Source organism: Micrococcaceae bacterium Sec5.7 (assembly GCA_039636785.1).
GTDB lineage: Bacteria > Actinomycetota > Actinomycetes > Actinomycetales > Micrococcaceae > Arthrobacter.
The window spans coordinates 16,200-42,244 of sequence record CP144170.1; the positions used below are offsets into that span (position 1 = coordinate 16,200).

Genomic DNA, 26,045 nt, shown 5'->3' on the forward strand with positions numbered 1-26,045 from the left:
CCGGGCGAAAGTAGGTTGACAGGTTAACTCCGATGCTGATAGTTTATTTATGTCAGATCAAGTTAAAGGAGAGGTCAACATCATGACTGCAGTTTCCATCCTGGTTATCCCGGCGGACTCCGCCGAAGCCGTTCGAGTTGAGAGCATCGAGCCCGGCCTGGAGCCCTTCCAGAAACTGGTGGGCGGCTACATCGAGCAGCTCCCCGGGCGCGACGCCCCGGGCGTGAGCGGGTACTCCTGGCTCGCCTATGTGAACGAGGAAGGGAAGCTCGAAAACCTCCCGGTCAACGAGAGGGCGACAGCTTTCATGCACTCCGTCGGAGGCATCCACGACTGGGACGCCATCAATGGCGCCATGTTCATCATCGGGGAAGGTGACGGCGAGGAATCCGACTATGCGGACATCCCGCCCCAGCTCCTTCACTTTGCCGGCCAGAGCATGGACATCAGCATCCCCGCCTAGGGATTCAGGCGATCCAGGAGGCGCTCCGGAAAAGCCCGGAGCGCCTCCCCCCTTGCCCAAATCCGGCCAAAAGTGGGTTGACAGTTCCTCCTTAGTGACGATATATTTATGATGTCAGATCAAGTTAAGAGAGGTTGGAAAATGCTGAACATCAAACACTCCCACGAAGAGGGAACCCTGATCGACGGAACCGCCAAAGGAGATGGCACCGCGCCTATCCTGAAGGCCAATGCCTGGCGCTGGTCTTCCGGGCTCGGATCCTGGTATGTCCCCAACAGCCGTGACAGGTTCGCCAAACTCCACCAGATTGAGGCAACGGCAAGCGCTTTGCGGTCCGCGGGCTTCGCTGTCGAGATCGAGATCGACGACAACCCCCGCGATGCCGTCACCACGGAGGCTGCCCGGCAGGAAAGGGCTACTGCCCGCATTGCCTCACTGAGCGCCAGGGAGGCCCGCAAAGCCGCTATCGCCCGGGGCGCCGCAGATCGCCTGAATACGATCAGCCAGACTCTGCCGCCCTTCGGCCAGCCGATCCTCATGGACCACTACAGCGGGCCCCGGATGCTGCGCAAGGCGGAAAAATTCCGCAATGCCGCCGACCGGGACATGTCTGCCCGGGCCGCTGCGGGGGAAGCTGCCAGGCGCGTTGAAACGGCAGAACAGACGATGAAGTTCCGGGAGACTCCCACCGTCGTCGCCAACCGGATTACCCGCCTCACGGCGGAGGTCGCGCGTCTTCAGCGGCAGATCTCCGGTCACGAACGGACGCTCTACACGGTAGGCGACGTCAAGCACACGGAAGTCACCCCGCCAGCGACCGGCGCCCACAAGGAACGCCTGAAGCTCATGCTGAAAGTAGCCACCGAGCAGCTGGCGCATTGGACCGGGATCCGGCAGCAGCAGATTGCAAACGGTGAAGCCAATGACTACGGGCCCGAGTCCATCAGCAAGGGCGACCACGTCCGCCAGGGAAAGACCTGGCACGTCGTCCGCCGGGCAAACGCCAAGAGCGTCTCCGTGCCGGCCAGCTACAACCCGGCCAGGACCGAAACGATCGCCTACACCGACCTCACCGGCCACAAGCCAGCGCCGCAGTAGCCCCGCATGGGGCGGCCCAGGCGACCGCCCCACATTTCCCGGCTTCGCTGTCCGGAACCCCGCGTTCGCCAACACCTCTTGTTGGTGTCAGCGTTTCACCTCGCTCAGAGAGGAACACCATGTCTATCTCAGCAATAGCCCCACACCCCGCCTCCATCACCTGGACGCAACTGCACACAGCCATCGTCCAGGCCCTGCGCCATGTTGAGCCTGGAAGCCCCGCCTACATCACCGCAGACGTCCTGACAGACGAACTCCTGGACGCACTTACATCACCCACAGGAACAGAACCTGCGACCGCAACCGGTCAGGGAAGCTCGCCCGAATAGGCCCCGGCCGCCAATCCACTCCAGTACTCGAAGGACACAACATGCCCCGCAAATTCGCAAACCTGCGCCCGACAGAACAACACCTGCTCAAAGGTCGCTACCCTGGCCACGTCTTTGAGCCAGATGAAGACGTCACAGATCCCGGCCGGCCCTACGCTTCACTGATAGCCGAGATCACCCCGCAACCGCCAGCACCCCGCTCGGACGCTTCACTGCCCGAAGAGCCCATGCTGCCCCTCTTCGAAGGAAGTGGTGCGGCATGAACCGCCCGCCACTCGATGTCGATGCACCGGAGATTGACATCGGCCAGCTCGGCTTTGGCAAAGGCTATGCCCGCAAGACGCAATGGGCGGCCGCGCGTCAGGCCACTCCCGCCGGCTACCCCTACGTGGCATGGGAAAGCTACCCCATCCTTCAAGCGGCTAAAAACCCTCTTGCTGCCAATCCAGGATCCTCGACCCCGTTCCTGCTGGAAGGCGTTTTCGGGCGCCCAGGCTCAAGCGTGGATGAAAGCTCCTGCTATGTCGGAGCGTGCGCATCCAGGGCTTTGGAACGGCGAGGAATGGGCTGTGGTACCTCTGGACAGACCACGCAGACGTCAGGGACGCAACTGAGGCCTGCAGGCCCACAACAACGATCGAAGCAGCTTTCCCCCGCGGTGGGGGCTGGAGGTTGCCTTCGACGGATCCGCGTACCTTGATTTGTCCACAGGAGATCCCCAGAGCCCTTCCTGGGACGTTTTCCGTAAATAGACTGCCAGGAGCAAGGAAAGCGGGAATCCATGACCACAGCCAGATACGCCCAGAACACCGCCGTCGACAGTGCGACCTCACGCGCGGAGATTGAACGCACACTGGCCCGCTACGGGGCCACAAGCTTCATGTACGGATGGGAAGAGAGCCGCGCAGCCATCGGATTCGTCGTCAACGATCGCCAGGTCCGGTTCGTGGTTCCCATGCCGGATCGCAACGAATCCCGGTTCACCCACACCCCGGCCAAGGGCCAGCCCAGGACACAAGAGGCCGCGGCCAAGGAATACGATCAGGCAGTCAGGCAGAGCTGGCGAGCTCTGGCCCTGGTCGTCAAGGCAAAACTCGAGGCGGTAGCGGCCGGGATCGTCTCCTTCGATGAAGAATTCTTCGCCCACCTTGTGCTGCCCGACGGCCAGTCAGTCTTCAGCCACGCCAATCCAGCAGTGCAGCGCGCCTTCGAAACCGGCCAAGTGCAGCCACTGCTGCAAATTGGCCAGAATCCCACCCCCGGAAAGGAAAGCTGATGGCACAACAGGCCGAGAGCGTAGCCGCAATCCCGGACCAGCCGGCCACCAGCCGCTTTCCAAAAATGCTCACCCTTGAAGATGTTAGAGATCTCCTCAACGTAGGCATGCCCGCCGTTCGGGCGCTGGTCGCATCCGGAGAACTTCGAGGCGTACAGCTAAGCGGCCGCCGCATGTGGCGCGTCAGTGAAGACGATCTGGCGGACTACTTGGAGCGCTGCTATCAAGAGACCCAGCAACGCATCGCCACGGGCAGCGCAGAACTGATTCCAGGAACAGACGATGACTAGCACGACGATGGCGGCGGAAAGTCTCCTGTCGTTGGAAGTCCGACCCAGCGTCATAGTCAGGCAGATGAGCCACGACATGGAGGACTATCAAGCATGAATACTCAGGAAGTACGGGCAATGCTGGATGCTCTCTTGACCGCCATTCCCGCTGTGGTCGCCGTTGTCGCTTCAGTCGTCGGCGTCCTCGTTGCCATTGACCAATTGACTCAACGTGCACGGATGCGACGGATAGCCGAGTGGTCGAAGGCGCTGGCAGAAGAGGAGAAGAGCCCGGATCGGAGTGAGGTTCTATTGCGAGTGAAGACATGGGCGACGGGCTATGTATTGGCTACCGTCTTGGTTCCTGCCCGCCTCTTTCTAGAGGCGGCATTCTACTGCCTCGCTGTCCCCGCGATGGTCATTTGGACAGTGAGCACCTGGACATCGCTCAGCTTGTCTGTCGTTCTTGCGGGCTTCGCCGCGCTCTGGGTGCCACTTCGCCGGGCAATCCGCTCCTATTTAGAGCGTTACCGCATCGCCGCCGAATACTTCCGTGATGGAAAGGTGGTCGCACCGAGACTAACTATTTTGTACCAAATGGAAGGCGGGACCCGACCCGAGTTCTTGTGGAGCGCTCTGCTCGCCGGCGGCATCGTAGCAGCGAGTGTGGGTACCGGTCTTCTAGTGGGCGACGCTAAGAACCAGGCTGGCGCTTTGCTCTTCGTTATCGGCCTTGGCCTCAGTTCAATCGGCGTCGCGTTCATCCGGCGTGCTACCCCGCCGCTTCTGCACGGTGGAACCCATCTTCACCAGAGCAAAGAGTCTTCGCCTACCGGTTGAACTCGCAACAAGGCCCCACACGTTTAGATTTGGGGAGACTGGTACTAATCCTCAGACTTTTTGGCGGCAAGAGTTGGGCGAATTTCGACGCTATAGCCTTGATTTACCGGCTGCACCCTCGACTCAACGATGATCTTTTCGGCGCCGTCGCGCTTGACCTTCATCCCGGTGACCCCAGACATCAGCCGCTTTCTCTTGCCCCGCCTAATGTCACTCGCCAGGGAAATGGCGGCATGGCGCCTCGAAAGATCGTAGGTCTTCACGGTAACCCAGCGTCCCAGCTTGAGATCCTGGACAACCTGAGTGGACGGCCTCTTCGACCCTTTTCCAGCCGGCAGCCCCAGGTCAGATGTGCTGCGCTTGTCGCTTTCGTTCTGGTTGCGGAATTCTTCAACCACCCACCCCAAGGACCGCTCGTCGATCCTATTGAGTTCCGGGATTTTCTTGAGAACGTCTTTGGCTGACATCTCTTTGAAAACGACACCCTCGACGTACCCAGGACCCGCCTCCAGCTCCGGGTACCTGTGCCAGCTGCCGGTATTTGGAACGTAGACGAAGAACCGACGCGGACTGGTTTTAGCCCTGGCCCCTATCCACAAAAGATTTCCATCTTCATCGAGTACTTGCTCATACCCGTACTGGTCAGTCACTTCTTCCTCCTCTCCACCGACGTTCCGCCGAGCTTCTTTAACTTGTCTATACCTGGTGGACCAGGAAGTGAAGCGCTACGCTCCGTCATCTGCATCTCCAGATCCGACCTGCGAGGATCCCCAGGCTCCAGCTGGCGGGCCTCCTCATAGATCAGATGGACCTCATCTTTGATCTTCTGGGAATGCTCCGAGTGGACCTGCAGCTCGAAAAGCCGCCCCTTGGGACTTCGCACAGTAAGGTGCAGGCCCTTATAGCTGCTTCCATCAACATATGAATGCTCAGCTTCTACTACCTCATACCCCTGACTCTTCAAGTGCTCCACGGCCGACGTAGCGGTAGGAACCAGGTGGTCGTGATCCGCCGCTTCGATTGTGTACCTGACGATGTCGGTCATCCTGGATGCCACCTCCGCCGGCGACATGGGACGCGCAGAGGCAGCGGCCAGCTTCACGCGATCGCGTATCTTGCGAGCGAGCGAGGACGGGGACTTCATCCTGAATTCGAGTCCGGAGGCGCGGGCACCGGAAGGAACCGAAGCCATGATGTCAGTGGTTATCTGCGATTCATCAGCCGCTACATCCGCCAGTGTTCCGATTGCCTCCGCAACAACTGCGGCCGGCAGCGCCGGCTTACCCGGCTCCACAGCCCACAGCTGGTCCAGCTCTGGTTCCTGATGACCTTCCACGGACCAGGTTACGTCTGGACGGTCCTCGGCATGCTCGGGCAGGAGATCCGCGTGACTCAGCTGCTTGAGCCTCCTGGAATCCCTGCATCTGCGCCCGCCTTCGGCACAAGATCTACACATCAGGCAGCTGCCAGCAGCTTCCTGGCCAGGGCATACTTGTTCCGCAGCCTCTCGGCCGTCTGGGGATCCAGGCGCGAAACCCTCTCAGGGGAAGTATTGTCTGCCAGATCCGCAGTCTTCACCATGACGGCCAGCGGATTCGACCTGACCCGGGCGAAGTAGTCTTCCATTCCCTCACCGGCCCGCTTTGTCATCGAGTCAACCGCGGCAACAACCGAACCGGGAAACCCTGCTTCAAGGAGATCCTGCAGCGAGATCTTGGTGTCTTCAACGACGTCGTGCAACCATGCGACCGCCACCGCTTCATCCGGCGCATCAACGAAGAGGGACCGCACGAACTCAGCCACCCGGGCCGGGTGCTCAATGTAAGCAGCGCCGGCTTTATCGGTCTGCCCTTCGTGTGCCTCTGCAGCCAAGCGCGCGGCTCGGGCTACAAGGTCCTGGTTGCGTTCCATGCGTCCAATCTATCGATTTCCTGACCGCGAAACAAGGGTGACACCCTTGCCCGCCCAGCCGGATGGCCGCAAAAACGAAGGAGACCCCCACCAGGCAAGAAAGGTCTTAATTGTCAGATCAAGTCCGCTGCCTGGTGAGGGCCATGATCCGCCGGAAGCAAAACTGTCGCAGCGGATGCTATCGAGGCTACATCAACCGGTGCTTGCGAATCCATCCACGCACTGCCTACGATGAGCGGGAAGGGCGGCCCCCAAACCTCCTGTCGAGTCCTGGGGGCCGCCTTCTTCTTTGCCCTCACACAGGCACTCCCCAGGCGGCCAGAACGCTACTAGATTGATTCGGCCACTGCCGCCGGCCAGTTCCGGGCAGACGCTCCAACCTTGCAACGAAACCCGCTTGACACCTCTCTTTTCTGACAGTAGTTTTATATATGTCAGATCAAGTTAAGGGAGGGTGAAATGCTCCGTTCGTCTCAGAACCGCACTGCGCCGACCCGGCGCTCTGCCCCCCGGACCCTGGCCTCCGCCGGGACCGCAGGAACCCAGCCATGAAGATCAACCTGCACGAGGACGCCGAATCGTCCGATGTCGCACAGTGGGCCGCCTGTAACAGAATTCTCACCGGCCATGGCTGGAGCGGTCAGGACGCGGCCGCCATCGAAAACCTGATGCTCAAAAACCCCTCATTCCGCCGGCGCCTGCTGTTGCTGTATCTCGCCGCCCAACAGCACGGCAAACCCGCCGGACAGCCGCTGCCGGGAAAGTCCCCGCAATAGCCAGCCGGATTCTGTCCGAAACCTTCATTCACCGGCCCCTCTTGTTGGTACCGACACCAACCAAGGAGCAAGCCATGAATCAGCCCGCCCACACCAAGCAGATCGCCGCGATCTTCCCAGAGGAAGCGAGGGTCATTGAATCTAGCGTGGATCCGAATGTCATAGTCGACCCCTTCCAGGTCCCCGGATATTCGGAGGACCTCAGCTGCCGCGAACGCGAAGAGATCCTGGACGAAGCCGAATGGGCCCTTGAGGACCAGGCCGAGCCGGAAGACTCAGCATCCGGAGAAACCCCACACCTCAAGCGGGCTCTTTCCCAAACCCTTCGGTGAGATTAGTCAACGACAGCGGACGGCATGACTCAAAGCGCAGGCATGCCGTCCGCTTTCGTATCCGAAAATTACGAATCACGATCACCCCGGGCGCTGCCATCGAAGGCTCCGCGCTTGCGGCCTCCTGGTGGGTGATCACCTCGCTCGCAGCCTCCCCCACTCACATAACACTGGACACCGTCCCGCCGGCCCTTCTTTTCGGCGCCGCCTGCTTCGCAACCGCTTTGGCCCATGAAGCCGGGCACGTTCTCTGCAGCCTGGCCCTCAGAAGACGAGTCCATACCATCCACGTCGGAGCCTCATCGTTCATTCACCACGACCAAGGACACCCCGTTGAGGATCTTCTGATTCTTACCGCGGGCCCCGTTACCCAGATCCTTGCCGGAATAGCACTCCTGGCCGCGGGCTTCCCCGCCGGGAACACCGCCATTATGTGGGCCGGCACTTTCAGCATGGCTTCCGGCTCGGCGCAGCTCCTGCCCATCGGCCCCGTCACCGCAGACGGGCGCAAAATCTGGAGGAGCATCACCCTGCGTCCCAATAAGGAAATTCCTGATTCCGGGGGATCCTTGTCGAAAGCTGCTTGACAGCAGGCCGGTACGTTACTAGTTTTATATTTGTCAGATCAAGTAATTAGAAAGGTACCGTCATGCAAAACCCATCCCTGCCTCTGCCGTCCCCGAAGCACAGTTCCGCAGCTCCCGGCCAGGCAGCATCCTGCAACAACTCCAGCTCAACGTCCAAGGGGCGGGTCACCAACTTGAGGGACTTCGCCCAGGCCAAGCTGCGCCTTTCGGACAGCACATTCGAAAGGCACCTGGTTTCCGTAGCCGACTCCGACTACCAGGCGCCGGCCAGTCACTCTGTTGACCTGGAGCGGACGCCATGACCCCGCGCGTGCTCAAACTGCTACAGGACAAACGCCAGGCGATCGACGCGGCAACCGAGAAGCGCGAGGATGCCATCAGCGGCCTTGTGCGTTGGATCTCCTCAACCCACAGTGCCTCCGGCCGGTCCCTGGTGGAGCTGATCCGTGAAGCCGGATTGAGCCGGCAGACATACTACAAACGCCAGGCCGCCGGCACGAACCAGGGCGTGACTCAGGACTTCCATGCACTCCGAAAGAGCTTTACGGAGGCGGAATCGGAACTGGAGACACTGCGGAAGGAGCGCCAGGAACTTGTAGCAGAAGCTGCAGCTCCGACCGCCGAGGAAGTCGCCCGGGCAGCCGGGGTAACAGCGACCTGGGTCAGGGTCCTGCGTCGCCAGCTGGCGAACGAGGGCACCGAAGCCGGCGCACCGCGGCCTGACAAACAGCACAGCTAACAAGTTTGCCGCTCAAACGGGAACGCGGCGCAGGCCTGGACCTCACCCAGTGGCCGAATACACCAAAAGCCCTCGTGGTGACTGCGACTTCCAGTCACCACGAGGGCTTTTGTTATGCCAGGTTATGTCGCCTGGTGCCGCCGGCGCTTCCTCACCGCTGAGTACAGGGCACCCAGCAAAGCCAGCCACACAATTCCGCCGGCGATCAGGATCCTCGGCATATCCAGCCCAGCTGACCCGTCCCCACCCAAGGGAACGGCAACGCTGCTGGTAACCATCAGTCCCTGCTGGAGTGCCCAGGCCTGGATCGGTTGGAAGAAGCCAACCAAGCTGAAACCGCCCAGCACCCCTGTTGCCAGCAGGATCATGATGATGGTGAAGAACTGGTCTTCAATGCTCTCCGTCGATTCGTTCATTGCTCATCCGCTCCTTGTGCTGGTTTCATTGCTGTTTCCGTATGGGGAAAATCTCGCCTTCGGGCGCAACAATGGTTTCGTCCGCACCATCGTCGGTGACACAGGCGATCACCCAGTGCGCCTCTTCTGATTCGTCGGCCATGGAATCCGCGACGATGCCCCAGATCCCTTCACCTTCATCGATGAGGACCTTCGTCCCTGGAACGATGTCCTCGATGCGAAGGGTTTCGATCTCTCCGAAGCCGTCTTCGGGTTCTTCTTCCGCGGAATCCTCTTCCTCAAGCTTCTGCCTGATGCGAAGGTCCGAGACGCTGGCCAGGCTTTCTCCGGATTTCGCACGGGATGTTGGCGGCATCTTCTCCGGTCCCGTTTCGGAGGATTCCGGATCACCGGCGCGGACAAGCCGGAGAATCGAGCGCTCGGGCTCAGTCTCGGTCACTTCAGTGCTGATCTGTGTGTCCTCAACGTCAGCTTCCAGATCTGTGTCCCTTCCGGGTTCTTCCTGATCGGATTCGGTGTCGTCCGGTTCTTCATAGTCCAGGGGGACCATCCTTGCGTTGGCGTACTCGGAATACGTAGGGGGCAGCTCTTGGCTCATCCCTTCCTTGGAGGGTTCTCCGAAAGTTGATGTGGGCAGCACGATCTTCATCTTTGGATGCAGAGTCTGGGCGGGTTTGAGGCCGTCGAGAATGGCCAGGTCTTCGGGTTCTTTCGCTTTGCGGGGGTCTGGTGTCCAGTAGGCCTGGAACTCGACGATGTCCCCGGCTTCGTTCCTGGTGGTCCCGCGGCCGCGGATGTTGGTTGGAACGGCTACGCCAGCGGTCGGGTTGTTGTACATCATCCGTGCGCCGTCCATGTCTAGGGGGCCCATGGAGACGCGGCAGCTAAGGTTCAACCGCGGTTCACCGGATCCGAGCACCTCAGCGTCTGGCCGCTGCGTCAGCAGGACGATGTGCACCCGTGCTGTACGGCCGGCGCGAAGAACGGCATTTACCTTGCGCGACGTCGGAACTTTGGCCGGCTCACCCTGTTGCTTGATCTCTGAGTACCAATCGGCCAGATCTTCGCGGAAGAGTGCGTATTCATCCAGGAAGAGGCAGTACGGCTGGAAGTCGTCTTCTTCCGCCTCGCCGTTGACGATCTGCGCATAGCGGTCCTGCATCAATTCAAGGGCTGCGTGGACCAGGCGGACCTGCTCTTCCAGGATGGCGCCGACACATCTGACGTTGGGCCAGGACTTGTATCCAATGAACTCGATGAGCTTGGCATCCGAGACGTCGATGAGCCAGCCTCTTGCCGCCAGTTCGGTCAGGATGCTGTGGGCCACGACCGTCTTGCCTCGGCCGGTGCGCCCCACGATCAACATCATGGGGTCAAGCCAGGGACGCCAGGCCATATGCTCGCCGGTCTCATCGATCCCGTAGCGAAGTGGTGTCTTGTAGTTTTCCTGGGGCGTGCCCACCATCGGAGATATGGGCGGGTGGGCAATGAACGTGGGAAGGTCTGGCCGCAGCGTGAACGTTGCAGTGTCCTCTTCCGTGTTCCAGTCGACCTTCCACCTCCCCGGGATCTGGACAGAGAACTTGTGTGCCTTGTCCTTGCGGACCAGGGCGCTGGTGAGGTTCATACCGATGTTGTGCTGGACGTGCACTTTCGAGAGTTTTTCGTTCTCCCATTCCAGGTCGATCCTGGGAGCATCCTCGCTCGGTGCGGAGAACAGCTTGGTCGCGATCTTGGTGACGCGCTCGGTCAGCGGATCCTGATCTTCTTCCGCAGCAATTTCTTCCGCACCGGGATCGACCTGGTAAACGAGCTGCCGCTTCCGGGGGTCATGCTTGACCAGCTCATAGGTCATACCGACCCGATCGGAAAGCAGCTCTGCCAGTTCCTCACGGAGGGTGGCATTGCCGGCCGCCCCCTGGTCATAGGTGATTCTGATCTTGGCTGGATATCCCAGCCAGCCGCCGGACCAGCGAAGTACTTTCAATGAATTGCGTGTCAGGTACGTGGAGACAAGCGAGGCGATGTCCTCGGTGGCTCGATCGGAAAGAGCCGCCCTTTCCTTCCGCCGAAGACCGAGGGCAACGATCCCGCCGCACACCACTCCGGCGGCGAGGACCGTCGGTGCCACCGCGCCGGCGGCCGCCTGCAGCAGCTCGGCGCCCACGGCCACCCCGGTTGCCGGCGGAACCGCTGCCACACCAAACTTCCAATCCTGGGGCTTGGGTTTGAGCGTGGGGGCAATCCCGGATTGGACGCGCTCATATCCCCACTGGTGAACACCCGGCTCAACCGGCCGCACGGGCATAGGGGGCTTCTTGACGCGCTGCTTTGTCAGCATCTGATCTCCTCGGTGGTCGACTCTTACCAACAAGAGGGGCCGCCAAATTGCGAAAACGGACAAATCCGGTGTTGCTATTAACTTGACAGGGTGATTAGACTCGGCAAGGAGTTGCGCCTTCAGGCCAACCTCTGCAGACTCCGAGTCTCGATCTCACCCAATCAGCGTTAGCAATATATGCTCCGCGCATTCCTGGCGCAGGCACCACGCAGTCATTGATGTCCTGTCTCATTTAAGTTGAGGCAATCTCACTACAGATGAGGCATTGCCCGTTTTTGTCTCATTGCAGTTAAGGCATTGGCGCGGCGGGTCTCACTTCACTTAAGGCATGGGCTCTTTGCTATGGTCTCTATGACTATGTGCGCAACGAGGTGATCCTGAAGTTAGTTGCTGCCTGACTGAGTCACTCCGCAATCGGTAGTCGACGGCTTCCCGGCCATGCACCTAAACTGCGGAATCTGGTTATCATCCGAATGTTCTTCCGCCTATTAACGCCAACCGCCGGGCCAGGGACTAGGATTGGCCCCACTGACGCTTCGCCACAACGCAGGGATCCAGCATCAGGGGGTACACATGTCTCTTGAGGCCCAAGGTTACGAAATTGTAGGCACTTCAATATTCGGGCCTGAGCCCCTGTCCGGAATTCACCTTGATATTCGGTCGGGGTCCACAATGTTGTACGGGAAAAACGGCACGGGCAAAACTCGCCTGTTGGACCAACTCACCTATGCATTTCAAGGGGCTGGGCAGCCCAAGAAGGCGTCTACGCCACGGCCTCTAGTCCACATTTCCGTCGAAGTCCGCCCCTCAAGCGGGGACAACAATTTCGTGTTGGCGCTCTACGAAATGCTCGACGTTTCCAGAGAGCTCCAATCGGAAGACGAGCACCGTGAAGAATTTCAATCGGCTCTATTGGGAAGAGTCAACAACTGGGAAAACCTCGAGCTCGACGATGCCATTGAACTGCTCGAATACACCGAACTCAAGACGAGCGAGGGATTTCACCTATCGCTCATGCCGTCAGGCACGCTGGTAGACCCCCGATGGACCGTCTATTTGTCCGCAATCCTTGGCGTTGAGGATATACAGAAGATGGCCAACTACGGCGCACAGCTAAGCAACCTCCATCGCGCACACTGGGAGGGCACAACACCAGATTGGGAGACTTGGAAGTCGACTACGTCGCCTTTTAGGTTGGCTCAAGCGAATGAGTGGTACACCGAACCATTCGACATCATTCGCGACGGAACGACGGCTGCACCAAAATACGTTCCCACCAACTCCTCACCAATGGACACCTGGCCGGCTCATATCCCGGTGCCACTGCTCGGGATCGGCTCGATTTCACGGGCCCCGGCTCAAGTATTCGTCAATTCGATGCCCCTAGAGATGATCCAGCAGAGTACGCTCTCGCGTGTTTCCAGGACCCAGTTGAAGGCACCCATTGTCGAGGCGTCAGCGGGATCCGAAATAGCCCTGGCGGATAGCGTCCAAAAGGCCGTCACCTTGGCCGAGACGGAGTCCAACCGGATCCTGGATCTCGTAGCTGACTTCCCATTCCAATTGCGATTCGACACCGGCAATCCCTCTGACTGGTTTGCCGGCCACCCGCCAAGATGGGTTGCCGTCCCTCGCCGCGGCGAAGCAAACAAGATTCCGTTGGATCATCTCTCATTCAGCGAGCAGAAATGGGTTCGATTCGCATTGAGCCTGTTCCTCAGCAAGTCAGATCGGGGCAAGCCGCTCGTGGCCATCGTTGATGAACCTGAGCAGGGGCTGCACAGGCAACGTGAAAATCGCATCTCACTGGGGCTTCACAGGCTCGTAGCCGAATTCGACGATGTCGCGATAATCGGCGCGACTCACTCTCCGGCATTTCTGGATCCACGACACGGTTCGAACCTGCTGCACCTGTCCCTGACCGGCGACGGTAAATCGATGATGACCGGGCTGGAAATCGGTGCTGGTCGGAAGACACTCAACGAAGAGTCCAAGCGTCTGGATGTTACCCCAAGCGACATTCTTGCCATGACTCGCGTGGCTCTCGTGGTTGAGGGGACTCACGACCAGATTGTCTTGGAAAAATGCCTGTCAGACGACATACACACGTCTGGAGCCAGGGTGTTCGTTATGCGCGGGACGGACAACGCTGCTGCCCTTCCCGACATGCAATTTCTGTTTGACGCCCTCGATGCGCCGATCATCGTTGTATTCGACAATGTCGTCCAACGGAGGGTCAGGCCTATCTGGCAGCGAGCCGTGGAGGCTTTTGGGGCTAAAGATCCAAAGCTAGCCGAGCGAACTCTGGCGGAGCTCGAATCGAAATCGGCCACCAAGGAAGAACGCGCGTTGGCTGAGCTTGGCAGACGCGCCATTCAAGTTGGGAGGCTGAGCCGAATCACTCCCTTTGGCCTCGGGAAGCCGGACATCCTCGACTACTTATCACCGAAACATTTCAATCTGGATGCCGACGATTGGCAGCCGTTCAAGACTGCGTTTGCTTCCAAAAAACGCACCGACGAGTCGTTCAAGGACTTTATGCGACGCGAATACAGAGCCAAAATCAACGTCGATGCCATCAACATAGCTGCGAAAACCATAGGCACAGTCCCAGACGACTTTGCTCAGCTTGGCAGGTTGATTCGGAAACTGGGATATCTGGGAGCCATTGACGACCTCGAAGTCTCCGTCGACTAACGTCGATTTTTCACGACTTGTTGGTTGGGGTCCCGTTCCGCGGAAAGGCGATGAACTCCTCCTAGGACGCTGCTGATTAATCCGGCACTTTAAGGCGCGCCTCCGGGCGGATTCCCGGGGATGGTTAAGACTTGGTGTATGCAGGGTCGCGATGATGGTCAACGTCAGCTTTTGGATGCCGATGCCCTGGCCGGGCATATGCTCCCGGCCGGGTCGGTGTTCAGGTTCCTCGCCGAGAACCGGCACGAGTTGTTCCCGGACGATGCGTTCGCGGACCTGTTCGCCTCCGGCCGCGGCCGCCCGTCGACCCCGGCGGACGTGATCGCTTCGGTCATGGTCCTGCAGACCCTCCATAATCTCTCCGACCGCGAAACCGCCGAGGCATTGACCTTTGACCTGCGGTGGAAGGCGGCGTGCGGGTTCGGCCTGGATCAGGGCGCGTTCCACCCGACGGTGTTGACGTATTGGCGCCGGCGCCTGGCGAAAAGTGACCGTCCGCACCGTATCTTCGAGGCCGTCACGGAGGTCATCGCCGGCTCGGGTGCGCTTTCCGGACGCAGGCGCCGGGCCATTGATTCAACAATCCTTGAGGACGCGGTGGCCCGGCAGGACACGGTCACCCAGTTGATCGCGCAGATCCGCCGGGTCGGCCGGGAAATCCCCGGCGCGGACCTGGTGGTAGCGGGTCTGAGCGGCCATGATTACGCCAAGCCCGGGAAACCCGACATCGCCTGGGATGACAGGGGTGCCCGGGATGATCTCGTGTCCGCGCTGGTCGCCGACGCCCTGACCCTGCTGAGCAGTATCGATGCCGAATCCCTGGACGATGCGCAGCAGGAAACGGTCGCACTCCTGGCCTTGGTCGCCGGACAGGACGTCGAACCGGCCGAAGGGTCCGACGGCACGGACGGGCGGTGGAGAATCGCCCGCAAGGTCGCCCCGGACCGGGTCATTTCCACGGTTGACCCGGAAGCCCGGCACGCGCATAAGAGCCGGCAGAAGAAGATCGACGGGTTCAAAAGCCACATCGTGATAGAGCCCGAGACCGGCCTGGTCACCGCCGCGGCCCTGACGAAAGCGGCCGGCGCGGACAACAGCGACGCGGCCCGCGGTGCCGAACTCATTGCCGCCGACACCAGCATCGGAACCGGGCAGGTCGACGTTTTGGGTGATTCAGCGTATGGCAGCGGCGATTTGCTGGCCGCTGTCACTGCCGCCGGCCATACCCCGATCATCAAACCGATGCCACTGGGCCGTGCCGTCCCCGACGGTTTCACTGTCGATGACTTCAGCATCGACGAGAGCGCGAAAACCGTGACCTGCCCGGCGAAGATCACCCGTGCGATCAGTGCGAAAGGACGGGTAAGTTTTGGTGGAGCCTGCGCATCGTGCCCGCTGATGAGCCGGTGCACGACGGCGAAGAACGGGCGGAAAATGCAGATCCACCCCCACGACCGGCTCCGCCGTGAACACCGGGCCAAGGCTACTGACCCGGAGTTCCTGGCGGACTACCGGCAACACCGGCCCATGGTCGAACGCTCGATCGCGTGGATGACCCGCGGAGCCAGACGCGTCCCTTACCGCGGGGTCACCAAGAATAATGCCTGGTGGATGACCCATGCTGCCGCAATCAACCTCAAACGACTCCTCAACCTCGGATTGACCGGCCGGAACGGGACGTGGGCACTTGGATAACACCCCGGACCAGGACCGCCACGCAGAGACCGGCCCGAACGGCGGCCAGAAGCCCCGCGGAGCGCCCAAGACTGGCGACGGACCAGGATTTCAGCCCCGCAGGGCCCCAACCGACGTCCGGCTCCGGCAAAAAAATGGCCCTCCGGAATACCCGGGCGTCATAGATCCGCCTAAATCAGCAGGCTCCTAGGTCTGCCGCCGGCCATCTCTCCACCCATACCGCGGCTGCAAGTCCAATTTCGGCGGGCTTGTCCATCCTGTCACGCAGTACCCCCACCCCAGCGGAGCGTTTAGTGGTTGGAGCCCTTCTGGCCCGTGGCCCGGCCTCCATCCCCACATGAAATCGATTAGAAGGGCCAGATACGGGAACCGCCCTGGATGCTTCTCGCTGGAGCGAATAGCTCTTCGGGTGAGGGTCTGATCTAGACGCGCAAACCATCGTTGGCGTTCGAACCACGCGTCTCTGCGCCTCGGCTGCCATCGCCGCTTGTCAAGCTGAACAACGCTCGTCGTTGTCTTCTGCCAGGCCTTGCCGCTTGCGTCTACGAAGTTGATGACCGGACCGATGATTTCAAGCCCGGTGAGGGGATCAGGCGAGGCAAAGACGAGCTTACCGCCAGGCTCCAGAAGCGCCTTTGATCGTTCAAGGGGGAGGTAGACGACGGACCATCCGTGAGGTTTGTTGCGTTCGAACGTCCACATGCGTCCGTATGCCACGCCAACGTGGGAGACAACGATGGCGTGCGTCCCATCATTGCGAATGAGGATTTCGGAGTGGTTATCCTCTGTGATCTGGCCGGTCGCCCAGGACTCGAAGATCGAAACGCTCGTTACGTGACGGAGCCTCTCGCGATGTTCAGTGCGGAGAAAGGTAAGGCTTGCAACTCCCAGGGCGATCCAGGCAACCAGGTCACCGAGTTCCATTTGTCAGCTTCCAATCAGTTAGGTCGTTCAATTATGAGACAAACACGCAGAACCCACTCAGCCAGCTTGGGACAATCCCAAGATTTCAGTGCGATCTGTCCCAGGACAATTGAGACGAGGCATCTCACCACAATTGGGCATGCGACTCGCCGTACGTGTCTAATGGCCAGGGTGTTCCCGGCGCTAGTTCCGTCGGCTCGTGGACAATAGAGTTCGCAGCATGGACACGTCGAATTTGATAAATCTGGGCCTCCTAATACTCACCGCATTGGGGTTTGCGCTGACAGTTTGGCAGGCGTTCGACGCCCGGGCATCACGTGATAAAGCACAAAAGGCGAGTCGCGATGCTGCCGAACATGAAACCGCAGCCCTTGCGGCTGCACGACGATCTGCCAGTGCCGCTGAGTTGTCGGCCCAGGAACAACGGCGATCCGCAGACGCCCTTGAACGGCAGGCAGCCATCGCCGAAGCTAGCGCCTATCCCTCAGAGAAGTGGCTCGTCGAGCCACTCGGAGACGCATCGATCGACCAAAAGTGGAAGGTAACCAATCAGACCGGTGGAGATGTCACTAGCGTGACCGTTGGTACACCCAACGGCTATGACGAACAATGGATCAAACCAGATAGTGAGGCTCCGATCGACCTCGCCCGGAACGAAAGCACATACTTTACATTTCTGCACCGACATACGTCACCGACTAGCGCAACGATCTGGATCTTCTGGACCCCCGCTGACGGCTCACAACAGAGACAGTTCGTGAAGTCGATTCCCTGAATGGGGTGTGCGCGGTGCAGTGTTGGCCGCCCGTCATCTCCAAAACGCCGCGGGGTCCCTTGCTTTTACCATGACCCAGACGCTAAACAAGAGCCAGGACATTTGGGCGCAGGGACGTCGACAATAGGCCTCTGCGAACTTGAGAGATGATTGGAAAGAGGCCCACCCAACATGACACCACGAGTGAAGTTCCTCTTGAACGTCGGGCTCGTTCTACTTGGCCTAGGTATCGGGGGTCGAGGACCAATGCGCGGGAAAGTAGCGCTAAGGATCAAGATGACCACGCTGGCGCGGCTTTCCCTGGACCGCGATGGGGAGTTTGCCCTGTTCAGCGCGAGCAGTCACCTAAACATCCGTAGACGTTGCATTGGCCCGGACACGGCATGCTTTACAGCTCTGACCTGCGGAAACGTTTCAAGTGCAGAAGGTTACCGGGCACTCCCACCAGCCTTAGCGCCAGTTTCCCGCGCATTGGTCCCCGACCCCCGACACCCGCACAGGTGGAGAAGCCGCGCGTCATGACCCGGCTGCAGAAGCTTGTCGCTGAGCAGCAGGCCAAGAAGACGGCAGAGCAGGCACCGGCGGAGAAGAAACCCGAAACCGAGGCCCAGCGGCAATCGCGGCTCATGGCCGAACGCGCCCAGCGCGAACAGCAACGGACGCAGACTGAGAACCTGCGCGGTCCCGGCCTGGGACTCTAGCGAGCGTCGCTAACATGGGGCGGCTTGTGAAAAAGTGAAATATCCAACGCTAAGATTTTGCTTGCGCGGTGCAGGAACCTACCTTGCCGGTGTCCGGAAGAATCAGGCCGGGACTTGGTGGTCCATTTCGGAAACTGAGAGATCCTCCAGCCATGCCACCGCGGCCGGACGCGACGTGAAAAACTTTTGGAGACTGTGCTGGCCTCGCTGTACCCAAGCGGCAACGACCCGGTCAATATTCATCGTCCCGACCATGGCGACGGAAGAAACGAACCGGGTGTCCCGGTAGTGGTTACACGCTTCGACAGTCAGGTTGACGTCGATGATTTCGATCAACAATGGTCGCTTCCGGCCAGCGCTGAGAGCCTCCACAGCGAGCACAGATTCCGCAACGTCTTCGGCCTGAAGAATGGAACCGGGCACCCAGATCAAGTGAAGGGTCCCGCCGGCATGTAGGCTCAGCGTCCCTTTTCCACCTGCAAGCACGATCTCTGCCACGAATTCCCCTGCGCCAGAGTATCCGCAAAACGTGTGCCGCGGTAGGTCCTGTAGGTCAAATTCGGCATCCCAGCTGAATGCCGAAGTTGACCTAAAGGACCAACCGGCGGCCAGCGGAAGCCGTCCAGAACGGCTCCCTGACTCGATAATTTCCCCGATGCTGAGGCTAATATTGTCTTGCAATATTAGCTAATATTGTGCGACAATATCATTATGGCAATCAGGTGGACAGACAGCGCAGACAAGCACGGCATAGACCGTGAGGATGCACTGAATGCGATCCTCCACCAGATCTACCACGTTGAACAGTTCGACGAACCCCGGGTGGACACCGGGGCCCGTCCGGATCTCTTTATCGGTCCGACCCGCGACCGGCGCATGATGCTGGAAGTCATGGCGGTCATCACACCGCCGAACGACATCCTTGTTTTCCACGTCATGGAAGCACGCCGCAACATACTCGACATCGCAGAAAGGGGAACCACAGAATGAACACGAAGAAGGCCAAGGGCGGCCATACAGAGGAACTGGACCCGCAGGAACAGGCCCGCTATGACGCCCTCGCATCCTGGGCGGAAACCGCCGACATCGCACCCGGTGCCCGCATCACCAAAGCCACCGGCCCCGAAGCGGGCAGGGCACTGCTGGAAACCGCCCTGGGCTCCCCCGAGGCTGTACGGCGGGCTGTAGGAAAGCCATCCCTCAGCAAGAAGGGAACCTCCCCCTCACGCTCCGTCCGACTGCCCGAAGATATGGATGCCCAGTTGCTCGCCCGGTCAGAGCAGGAACACCGCAAGCCAAGCGAGGTACTGCGCGAAGCCCTGCGCGAATACCTGGCTAAAGCCTCCTGAGGCCGGCCCCGTGAATCGGGGCTGAATCTGGATTCACCCCCACCCCGCCGACCTGGGAAAAAGTCGAATATCCAACTAAGGGCTTCCGGTCAGGGCTTAACACTGCCTGAGTCCACACCGCCCGAGGAAATCGGAATAACTCATACAGGGATCATTGAGCGTTGGGTCTTTCCGTTAATCGACTTGGGCAGCCGGTCGACAACCTTGCATTGCATGAGGCGAATCCCGGGGTCCAGTTGCTGATTGGCCCAGTCCATGATCGCCGTCGCGTCTGTGGGGGCCGCGGGACCTGAAGTGCTCGGGGTCTTGGGCTCGCGTAGCACCACGTACGCGTGCGGTACGTAGCCACCGACCGGGTCAGCTCGTCCGATCACTGCGCTCTCCAGGACAGCCGGATGGTGTTCTAGGACCGACTCAATCTGGGCCGGCGCGACGAGCACCCCGAAGGTCTTGAAGACATCGTCCCCCCTCCCAAGCAGAACGAAGCTGCCGTCGGACCTCCGTTCGGCGTAGTCACCGGACCACTGCAGGCCGTCGGGGGTCGTCTCCATGACTCGCTCACCGTGGTCGGTGATGTATCGCAAGAAGCTAGGCGAAGATGCACCGCGGTAGTAGAGGCGGGCTGCAGGCTCGCCCGGCTCGTGCCTGAGCTCGATCTGGTATCCGGGAAGCAACCTGAGTCCGGGGCCTACCTGAGTAGCGGCTGGGAACTCGCCAAGGATGGCAGTGGCCTCTGACTGGCCAAATCCCTCGCGCACGCGGATGCCCCAGTCGTCGGTGAAGCGTGTAGCGGTGTGGTTTCCGAGTGCTTCCCCCACCGTGGTCACGTCCCGGAGCTTGGACGGCCGTGATCCGGCGGAGGTGCGGATGCGGCGAAGAATGTTCGCCGGGGCACAGAGTGTGTCGACTTGGTTCTCTTTAAGGAAGGAACCTAGCTCCGGGATCCGATCCTCAGGGGGTGGGGCGACGAGTGTTACTCCGGAAGTGAGTGGGACCAGAAAGCTGCTCCAGAAGAACTTTGCCCACCCAGGGGAGCTCATGTTGAGGTGACGTTCACCGGCCCGAAGTTGGTTCCAGTACAGCGATGCCAAATGAGCGATGCTGTGGGAACGGTGGCTATGCAGAACCAGCTTGGGGTGACCAGTGGTGCCAGAAGTGAAGACGCCGAATGCCTCCGCATCAGCCGACGTCGGCGAAGCGGGAATGAACTCTCGCAGTGCCGTACCCCGCTGGCTGTTCACGGCCGCAGCGTAATTGCCGTCGGCGAACGGATACGAATAGCTGGCGATCTCAGAGACGGGAAGGACAAAGGCGTCCAGGACCTCGTGATTGGGGTGGACCTCGTCGACGATCACAAGGGAGGCCCCTGCTGCGTCGGCCCTGTAGGACAGCCCTTCGCCGTGCAGACCAGGGTGGATGGGCACACACACGGCCTGGACCTTCAATAGGGCCAGCAGGACAATCCAGAGCTGTGCGGTCTGCTCCATTTGGACGACCACGCGTCGACCGGCCAGACAACCGTGAAGCTCGCTGAGTCCGACGGCCAGGTCGTCCGAGAGGATCGACATGGTCTCGTAGGAGGTCTCGACATACTCGGTTTTGGTGTGGTCCCAGGGGGCGATGAGCGCCGGTTGGCGGTTGCGTGCTGAGAACATGTCGAAGTATTCCAGTGCCCAGTTAAACCCATCCTCGCACCCTGGCCAACGGAAGGAAGTGAGAGCGGCATCGTAATCGTCGTAGTTCTGAACTAGGGCGTAACGAGCGGTTAAAAACTCGACAGATGCAGGGGTACTCCTGCCGGAGTTCCAATTCTTAGCGGGCATGGTCGATGCTCCTGGCTGCTACGGTCTGCAGGATTGTGGTGGCGATGCGATCGGCGTTCTGGAAGAAGCCGCCGAAGACTCCGGGGCGACCGTTGCCGATCTGCGTGAACCAGTTGACTCCCTCGGTGGGGATGCCGATCCCGTACAGGTTTGGGATGAGACATCCGGTAGTGCCACGGACGTTACCGGATTCATGAGAGACATCGATGCACTCCTGCTCCGTGCGGGTCGGGCCGGAAGGGTAAACCCACCGCCGAATCATTCCTTGGGCCAGCAATGAGGGGTAGAGGGACGAGGTGGAGCCGGCCAAGCTGTACTTCGGAACACGTGCATCGATGATTCGGTCCATCCGCAACGGGTGAGTGTGGGTGGGCGAGTCGATGAGCAGGTCCCCGTGATCGGTTTCGTGCAAAGAGGATCCGGGTGGGGCAATCCGCACGATTCCGGCATCCATCAGTGCTATAAGCTCTTGGAGTCTGCGCACTGGGGGCCCGGCCACGAGCAAGCCGTACATGGCGGTGAATCGGCCGCGGAATTCCCGCTCGTAGCTGTCCGCCTCAAGACGTCCGTCTTCCACGACCAGGCGCGCAGGGCCTCGAAGATCGCGGAGCGTGTCCAACGCAGCTTTGAGGGGGTTGCTCAGGTTGCCACCTAGTGCTTCTCGGATATCGTTCTCAAGGAAGGCCCGCAACTCGGCGTTCCACTGCCGGGTCGTCTTGAATGTGCGACCCATGAATGGTCGAGACAGAGCGTGGAGATCGATCTGGAATGGGTCCTCAATGCCCGCAGTGATCGCCGCATTGCGGACAGCCTGCCGGGGGCTGTCACCACCGGCCACATGCCGGCACTGTTCCAGGAAGACCGCCCGGGACTCGGGCCCATGCAGCTGTTCGAGTCGCACAGCAGTGTGAACCATGTCGGCTTCGGCAAGCATTACGTCCAGGACATCCCGGTCGAAGTTCAGAGGCCCGCTGCCGCGCAAGGCCAACATGCGTTCTGCCGTGCAGATGACTGGCGAATACTGGTGGTCGGCCGACTTCTGGTTCACCCCGCGTGCCAGGATCGGTGTGGCAGACCGTGAGTAGCCGATGATCTGTGGCTCCTCTCCAGACCTAAGGTAGCGCAGGCCGCCATGGTCATCTTCGATAAACTCGCCACGGCGCGCGACCGTCAGCAACGCCGTGATGTCGTGGAAGGACAGGCCCAGGCCCAGCGCCAGCACTCGCTCCCCGCCCCGAATATCGGAAAGGCTCAGACTGGCCGCAGAATCCCCGACAATCACCCGCCGAGAGTCCAAACGAACCCCTGGGGCGATCTCGGTATCCTTGGCCACGCTGTGCCCGGTGGCCAAGACAACAGAGTCGGCGAGGATCCGCTCACCGGAGGCCAAGTTCACCACGTACCCACCGGTCCGCTCGGTCCCCCGACCTGCCATAGGGCGCAAATCGACGCAGGTGTCAGTGCACAGCTCCACTGAGATGTGATCCGGGGCATGACGCACTATCTCCGTGCAGGCGTCATCGAGGTACTGTCCATAGATAAACCGCGGCTCGTAACCTGCATCGGACTGCGGTAACCCCTTAGAGGACAACCACCGCTCAAGTGAGGGACCATGACCAGCCCGTGTCGGACCAGCGTCGGGGCTGCCAGAGAAGATAGTGACCTCTCGGGCCGGGGTGTTCATGAGAAGATGCCGCGATTGCCGCGGGTCCCAGATCCGTCCGGCGCCCGGCCACGTGCCGTCGACCAACCAGATCGTCATGTCTAAGCGGTCGGCATCTTCGCTGTTCGAGAGCAAGCGCTCGAGAACCGACAGGCCCCGCGGCCCGCCACCGATGATGACGACCACATAATCATCCACGGCGGCCTGGTCTGGTTGGGTCTCTCGGGCAGCGATCGCGACATCCCCCATGGGTCAGCCCTCGTTCTGCTCGTGCGGGGGAACCGGGGTGCTCGGCTGTGTCGGGTGAGTGCGGATCGCTAGGAAGGTGCAGCCTTCCTTCGAGGACATGGAGTGGTAGGTGCCCGGCTCCTCCACGATCAGTGTCCCTTTGGGCCACGAACGCCCGTCGCTGTGCTCGATGATGCCATCCAAGACGAGCATCAGCTCGTAACCCAGATGCTGGTGGAAGTCTCCGTGAGCCCCCGCAGGGAAGCGCACGAGCAAGCCGACGGAGGGGTCCTCTTCGGAGGGGGCCCAGAGCATGTGCCGGTCCACCTGCTTGCGGCCGGGCTCGACCCAAGGCTCCCAATCGATTTCGTTCATGTCGAAACCGCTGCGCAAAACATTGTCGATGACATCTACACGTGCCATGAAGATCCCCCAAGTGCATTCGATGTGGCGGACCCCGCTAGTGGGGCCCGCTCGGTCACCCTCGAAAGAATCCACGTTGGAAGCAAACAAAGGAATAACGAAAAGCATCTACTACAAAAATGGTTTTCTGCCAAGGAGAACGCAACTTTAGAAGAGACAATATGCGGCAGAAAGAAATGCCCACTTGTAAATTGAATTTGCCAACGGACTAAGCAGGGCGCAGGGTGCCGTCAACAATGTCTTGGATTCGGGAACAGAGCGTTACGCGTCGCAGTGTTGGCGGTAGGGGGCGTCTCTGGCCGCCAGTGATGCTCGCCGTTGGCGCAGACCCTCGGGTGGCAATGCGGACGTCCGCCGGTACAGGGCCGGCGGGTTACCGCTCTGTTGCCTGACGCGGAAGGGCAGGCCCTCCACGATCACTCGGTGTGAGGGAGGGCCTGCCGGTGAGGTCAGTCGTTAGCGGTTTGAGCTTCCTGGATACGGCGGAGGTCCCAAAGATGGTGCAGGGCATCATGTTCGTTGCCACGGGCAATTTCGAGAACACTTTGTGGTCCACGGACCCGGTGGATCAGGATTGAGTGCGGATCGCTCACTGAGGAAAATGATTCGACCCACTCCTGGCTGGCCTTTCGCAGAGCCCACAGCGCTCCTGCCAGAGTTGAGGCGCCATAACGTCGCGCGATGGCCAAAGCGTCCGGGGAGAAGCTGTCAACATCGGTCGTTCCAGTGGCTACGACCCCGGCCATGCGTTCAGCCCATGTTCGCAGGGAGTCTGCGACATGGCATACGTACTCGGTGGCTGACCATGCCTGCGGGTCGAAGCGCCACTGCCCTTCCAATAAGCGGGCCTGCTGATCGACGGCGTCTGGATAGGCGCCTATAGAAGTTACGATCGTGTCGAACGTGCGATCCCATGTGTATTCACACTCGCGGCACGGGGACCCGAAAGTCCGCTGGCCCCATGTCGGTGTCTCTGCGGTGGTCATCTGCCGGTCTCCTTGTCAGATCCAATAGGTCGGGTAGGTGGCTCCGCGTAGCTGAGACCGGAGGATTCCAAACCCCACGAGGATGCACGCGGCGATGCCGGCGCACACCACAAAAGACACTTGTCCCGTCGTGGCCATGGTAGCGATGACTGCGGTGGCGGCCGCCGGTGAATGAGGCATCCTCAACAGCAACATCGCCCCGATGGCCACACCGCCGGCAATCGCGGCCGCCCAGATCGAATGGCTGACCAGTCCCGCGCCGACACCGACCAGGGCGGAAACGACCTGACCCCCGATGACGTTCCGGGGCTGGGAGAGGGGCAATTGAGGGGCTCCGGCCACGAGTGCCATGGACGCGGCCATCGGAGGGATGAGCAGGAGGTGGCCCGACAGCACACCTAGCAGCACGAGGCAGACCAGGGCAGCCACGCTGGTAAGGGTCGCTACAAGGAGGGTTGCCGCCGGAAGCCGGCCAGGGGCTTTGGAGGACCAGCGTGAACGGGGCTTGGGAGGATCGACGGCTGAGGCGGTTGCTAGGGGAGGACTTGTAGCGGGCATAATTTTCTCCTGAGGTTACTAATGTTCTAAAACAATTAGAACGTTAGCAGAGCGGTTCTGAAGGTGGAAGAATGAAGACATGACCCAACAGCAGCTCGTCACCGGACAACGGCTGGCCCTGGATCTGGTGAACAGCACCTACATCCAAGGAGGAACCCGCGGGCGTCTGGTTGACTCGATCAATTCCCCGGAGCTGTTGCAGGACTGGTGCGCACAGCGAGCAGAAGACCTCGCACCCGCCGGTCAGCCAGGGAAGCTCGATGACGAGGACCTGAACCACATCCGCGGACTGCGGGCAGCGATCAGACACGCCTTGGATGCCCTGCTGAATGACCATCAAATTGACCCAGACGACGCCCAGACTGTGTCGGACAACGCAGCGCGGGCCCACCGGCTCGTGGCGCTCTCGCCTAACCTCGAGATCCGTTATGACTGGTCTGAATTCGATTTCGGGACAAAAGCGATCACGCTGATCGCTGAGGACGCTGTCTCCCTGCTCGCGGGAAGGGCCGCAGGAGTTCATGCATGCCAAGCCCCAGGATGCATCATGTACTTCATTCCCACCACAGAGCGGCGACGGTGGTGCAGCACAAGCTGCGGCAACAGGGCCCGTGTCGCCCGACACCAACGGAGTTGAAGCCATAAAGGAACCCTGCTGGCAGCCGCTCGAACCACTCCTGACCTTGATTCAACGCTGCAAGGCAGGTATTCGTGTACCTGGTATGCCTGGGCAACGAGGTGTTTCATGTCCTAATTGCGGGGACTTCCGCCTCCTCGTCGGGCTCTCCCATTCGCCTCAAGGCCGCGTTCCAAAAGGGGGAACCCTGAGCGGTCATTCCATTCGTT

31 protein-coding genes are annotated in these 26,045 nt (G+C 60.4%); 20 read left to right on the plus strand and 11 right to left on the minus strand.

The annotated features are described in order from the left end of the window. Positions 1 to 82 precede the first annotated feature (82 nt). From V3C33_20685 to V3C33_20715, 7 genes are all read left to right on the plus strand, one after another. The gene (locus V3C33_20685) at positions 83 to 463 is read left to right on the plus strand and encodes a DUF3846 domain-containing protein (protein XAS69850.1); all 381 of its coding nucleotides are present in this window, start codon (positions 83 to 85) and stop codon (positions 461 to 463) included. Between the two features lie 141 nt (positions 464 to 604). Continuing rightward, positions 605 to 1,561 (plus strand): DUF3560 domain-containing protein, encoded by a 957-nt coding sequence (locus tag V3C33_20690; protein XAS69851.1) that lies wholly within the window; start codon positions 605 to 607, stop codon positions 1,559 to 1,561. Between the two features lie 119 nt (positions 1,562 to 1,680). Further along, complete coding sequence (locus V3C33_20695; GenBank protein XAS69852.1) at positions 1,681 to 1,890, plus strand: hypothetical protein; 210 nt, start codon at positions 1,681 to 1,683, stop codon at positions 1,888 to 1,890. 41 nt (positions 1,891 to 1,931) lie between these two features. Then, positions 1,932 to 2,153 carry a hypothetical protein gene (locus tag V3C33_20700; protein ID XAS69853.1) on the plus strand — a complete coding sequence of 74 codons (222 nt, stop codon included), beginning with the start codon at positions 1,932 to 1,934 and terminating at the stop codon, positions 2,151 to 2,153. A 518-nt stretch (positions 2,154 to 2,671) separates the two neighbouring features. Further along, positions 2,672 to 3,166 (plus strand): hypothetical protein, encoded by a 495-nt coding sequence (locus V3C33_20705; GenBank protein ID XAS69854.1) that lies wholly within the window; start codon positions 2,672 to 2,674, stop codon positions 3,164 to 3,166. Continuing rightward, positions 3,166 to 3,456: a helix-turn-helix domain-containing protein gene (locus tag V3C33_20710; protein XAS69855.1), complete on the plus strand. Its 291-nt coding sequence runs from the start codon at positions 3,166 to 3,168 to the stop codon at positions 3,454 to 3,456. Before V3C33_20705 ends, V3C33_20710 begins: the two co-directional genes overlap by 1 nt. Positions 3,457 to 3,549: 93 nt before the next feature. Beyond that, positions 3,550 to 4,275: a hypothetical protein gene (locus V3C33_20715; GenBank protein XAS69856.1), complete on the plus strand. Its 726-nt coding sequence runs from the start codon at positions 3,550 to 3,552 to the stop codon at positions 4,273 to 4,275. Positions 4,276 to 4,319: 44 nt separating this feature from the next. Here the strand turns inward: V3C33_20715 and V3C33_20720 are convergent, their stop codons facing one another. From V3C33_20720 to V3C33_20730, 3 genes are all read right to left on the minus strand, one after another. Continuing rightward, positions 4,320 to 4,925, minus strand: a complete 606-nt coding sequence (locus V3C33_20720; protein XAS69857.1) for a hypothetical protein — start codon at positions 4,923 to 4,925, stop codon at positions 4,320 to 4,322. Beyond that, entirely contained in the window at positions 4,922 to 5,611 is a 690-nt protein-coding gene (locus tag V3C33_20725) for a hypothetical protein (GenBank protein ID XAS69858.1), read from the minus strand. The genes V3C33_20720 and V3C33_20725 overlap by 4 nt, the downstream gene beginning before the upstream one ends. 119 nt (positions 5,612 to 5,730) lie before the next feature. Continuing rightward, a complete protein-coding gene (locus V3C33_20730) occupies positions 5,731 to 6,186 on the minus strand; it encodes an HD domain-containing protein (GenBank protein XAS69859.1) in 456 nt (151 codons plus the stop codon). A gap of 548 nt (positions 6,187 to 6,734) precedes the next feature. Between V3C33_20730 and V3C33_20735 the strand changes: the two genes are divergently transcribed. The 5 genes from V3C33_20735 (at position 6,735) to V3C33_20755 (ending at position 8,620) form a co-directional block, all read left to right on the plus strand. Next, on the plus strand, positions 6,735 to 6,962 hold the full coding sequence (locus tag V3C33_20735) for a hypothetical protein (GenBank protein XAS69860.1): 228 nt from the start codon (positions 6,735 to 6,737) through the stop codon (positions 6,960 to 6,962). Between the two features lie 74 nt (positions 6,963 to 7,036). Continuing rightward, positions 7,037 to 7,294 (plus strand): hypothetical protein, encoded by a 258-nt coding sequence (locus V3C33_20740; GenBank protein XAS69861.1) that lies wholly within the window; start codon positions 7,037 to 7,039, stop codon positions 7,292 to 7,294. After that, entirely contained in the window at positions 7,291 to 7,881 is a 591-nt protein-coding gene (locus V3C33_20745) for a hypothetical protein (GenBank protein XAS69862.1), read from the plus strand. The genes V3C33_20740 and V3C33_20745 overlap by 4 nt, the downstream gene beginning before the upstream one ends. Before the next feature lie 62 nt (positions 7,882 to 7,943). After that, positions 7,944 to 8,183, plus strand: coding sequence for a hypothetical protein (locus V3C33_20750; protein ID XAS69863.1), 240 nt, complete (start codon positions 7,944 to 7,946; stop codon positions 8,181 to 8,183). Then, entirely contained in the window at positions 8,180 to 8,620 is a 441-nt protein-coding gene (locus tag V3C33_20755; protein XAS69864.1) for a hypothetical protein, read from the plus strand. The genes V3C33_20750 and V3C33_20755 overlap by 4 nt, the downstream gene beginning before the upstream one ends. Positions 8,621 to 8,742: 122 nt before the next feature. Here V3C33_20755 and V3C33_20760 read toward each other — a convergent pair whose 3' ends face one another. Next, positions 8,743 to 9,036: a hypothetical protein gene (locus tag V3C33_20760; protein ID XAS69865.1), complete on the minus strand. Its 294-nt coding sequence runs from the start codon at positions 9,034 to 9,036 to the stop codon at positions 8,743 to 8,745. Positions 9,037 to 9,061: 25 nt separating this feature from the next. Continuing rightward, a complete protein-coding gene (locus V3C33_20765; GenBank protein ID XAS69866.1) occupies positions 9,062 to 11,377 on the minus strand; it encodes a hypothetical protein in 2,316 nt (771 codons plus the stop codon). A 711-nt stretch (positions 11,378 to 12,088) separates the two neighbouring features. On the opposite strand from V3C33_20765, the gene V3C33_20770 reads away from it, so the two are divergent. Both V3C33_20770 and V3C33_20775 read left to right on the plus strand, forming a co-directional pair. Continuing rightward, entirely contained in the window at positions 12,089 to 14,074 is a 1,986-nt protein-coding gene (locus V3C33_20770; GenBank protein XAS69867.1) for a hypothetical protein, read from the plus strand. Between the two features lie 138 nt (positions 14,075 to 14,212). Then, positions 14,213 to 15,769 (plus strand): IS1182 family transposase, encoded by a 1,557-nt coding sequence (locus V3C33_20775; protein XAS69868.1) that lies wholly within the window; start codon positions 14,213 to 14,215, stop codon positions 15,767 to 15,769. Positions 15,770 to 15,955: 186 nt separating this feature from the next. Here the strand turns inward: V3C33_20775 and V3C33_20780 are convergent, their stop codons facing one another. Then, entirely contained in the window at positions 15,956 to 16,693 is a 738-nt protein-coding gene (locus tag V3C33_20780) for a hypothetical protein (protein ID XAS69869.1), read from the minus strand. Between the two features lie 220 nt (positions 16,694 to 16,913). On the opposite strand from V3C33_20780, the gene V3C33_20785 reads away from it, so the two are divergent. The 5 genes from V3C33_20785 (at position 16,914) to V3C33_20805 (ending at position 19,518) form a co-directional block, all read left to right on the plus strand. After that, positions 16,914 to 17,468, plus strand: coding sequence for a hypothetical protein (locus tag V3C33_20785; GenBank protein ID XAS69870.1), 555 nt, complete (start codon positions 16,914 to 16,916; stop codon positions 17,466 to 17,468). A gap of 518 nt (positions 17,469 to 17,986) precedes the next feature. Further along, positions 17,987 to 18,169, plus strand: coding sequence for a hypothetical protein (locus V3C33_20790; protein XAS69871.1), 183 nt, complete (start codon positions 17,987 to 17,989; stop codon positions 18,167 to 18,169). Between the two features lie 195 nt (positions 18,170 to 18,364). After that, complete coding sequence (locus tag V3C33_20795) at positions 18,365 to 18,625, plus strand: hypothetical protein (GenBank protein XAS69872.1); 261 nt, start codon at positions 18,365 to 18,367, stop codon at positions 18,623 to 18,625. 255 nt (positions 18,626 to 18,880) lie between these two features. Continuing rightward, a complete protein-coding gene (locus V3C33_20800) occupies positions 18,881 to 19,159 on the plus strand; it encodes a hypothetical protein (GenBank protein ID XAS69873.1) in 279 nt (92 codons plus the stop codon). Beyond that, a complete protein-coding gene (locus V3C33_20805; protein XAS69874.1) occupies positions 19,156 to 19,518 on the plus strand; it encodes a ribbon-helix-helix protein, CopG family in 363 nt (120 codons plus the stop codon). Before V3C33_20800 ends, V3C33_20805 begins: the two co-directional genes overlap by 4 nt. Positions 19,519 to 19,658: 140 nt before the next feature. Here V3C33_20805 and V3C33_20810 read toward each other — a convergent pair whose 3' ends face one another. The 5 genes from V3C33_20810 to V3C33_20830 all read right to left on the minus strand — a co-directional run bounded on the left by V3C33_20810 (position 19,659) and on the right by V3C33_20830 (position 25,199). Beyond that, a complete protein-coding gene (locus tag V3C33_20810) occupies positions 19,659 to 21,173 on the minus strand; it encodes an acyl-CoA synthetase (protein ID XAS69875.1) in 1,515 nt (504 codons plus the stop codon). A gap of 157 nt (positions 21,174 to 21,330) precedes the next feature. After that, positions 21,331 to 23,253: an FAD/NAD(P)-binding protein gene (locus V3C33_20815; GenBank protein ID XAS69876.1), complete on the minus strand. Its 1,923-nt coding sequence runs from the start codon at positions 23,251 to 23,253 to the stop codon at positions 21,331 to 21,333. A 3-nt stretch (positions 23,254 to 23,256) separates the two neighbouring features. Then, positions 23,257 to 23,655, minus strand: coding sequence for a cupin domain-containing protein (locus tag V3C33_20820; protein ID XAS69877.1), 399 nt, complete (start codon positions 23,653 to 23,655; stop codon positions 23,257 to 23,259). Between the two features lie 449 nt (positions 23,656 to 24,104). Next, on the minus strand, positions 24,105 to 24,641 hold the full coding sequence (locus V3C33_20825; GenBank protein ID XAS69878.1) for a DinB family protein: 537 nt from the start codon (positions 24,639 to 24,641) through the stop codon (positions 24,105 to 24,107). Positions 24,642 to 24,656: 15 nt separating this feature from the next. After that, on the minus strand, positions 24,657 to 25,199 hold the full coding sequence (locus V3C33_20830) for an HPP family protein (protein ID XAS69879.1): 543 nt from the start codon (positions 25,197 to 25,199) through the stop codon (positions 24,657 to 24,659). Positions 25,200 to 25,278: 79 nt separating this feature from the next. Here V3C33_20830 and V3C33_20835 point away from each other — a divergent pair, with 79 nt between their 5' ends. After that, entirely contained in the window at positions 25,279 to 25,836 is a 558-nt protein-coding gene (locus V3C33_20835; protein ID XAS69880.1) for an ABATE domain-containing protein, read from the plus strand. The last annotated feature ends 209 nt before the right edge of the window (positions 25,837 to 26,045 follow it).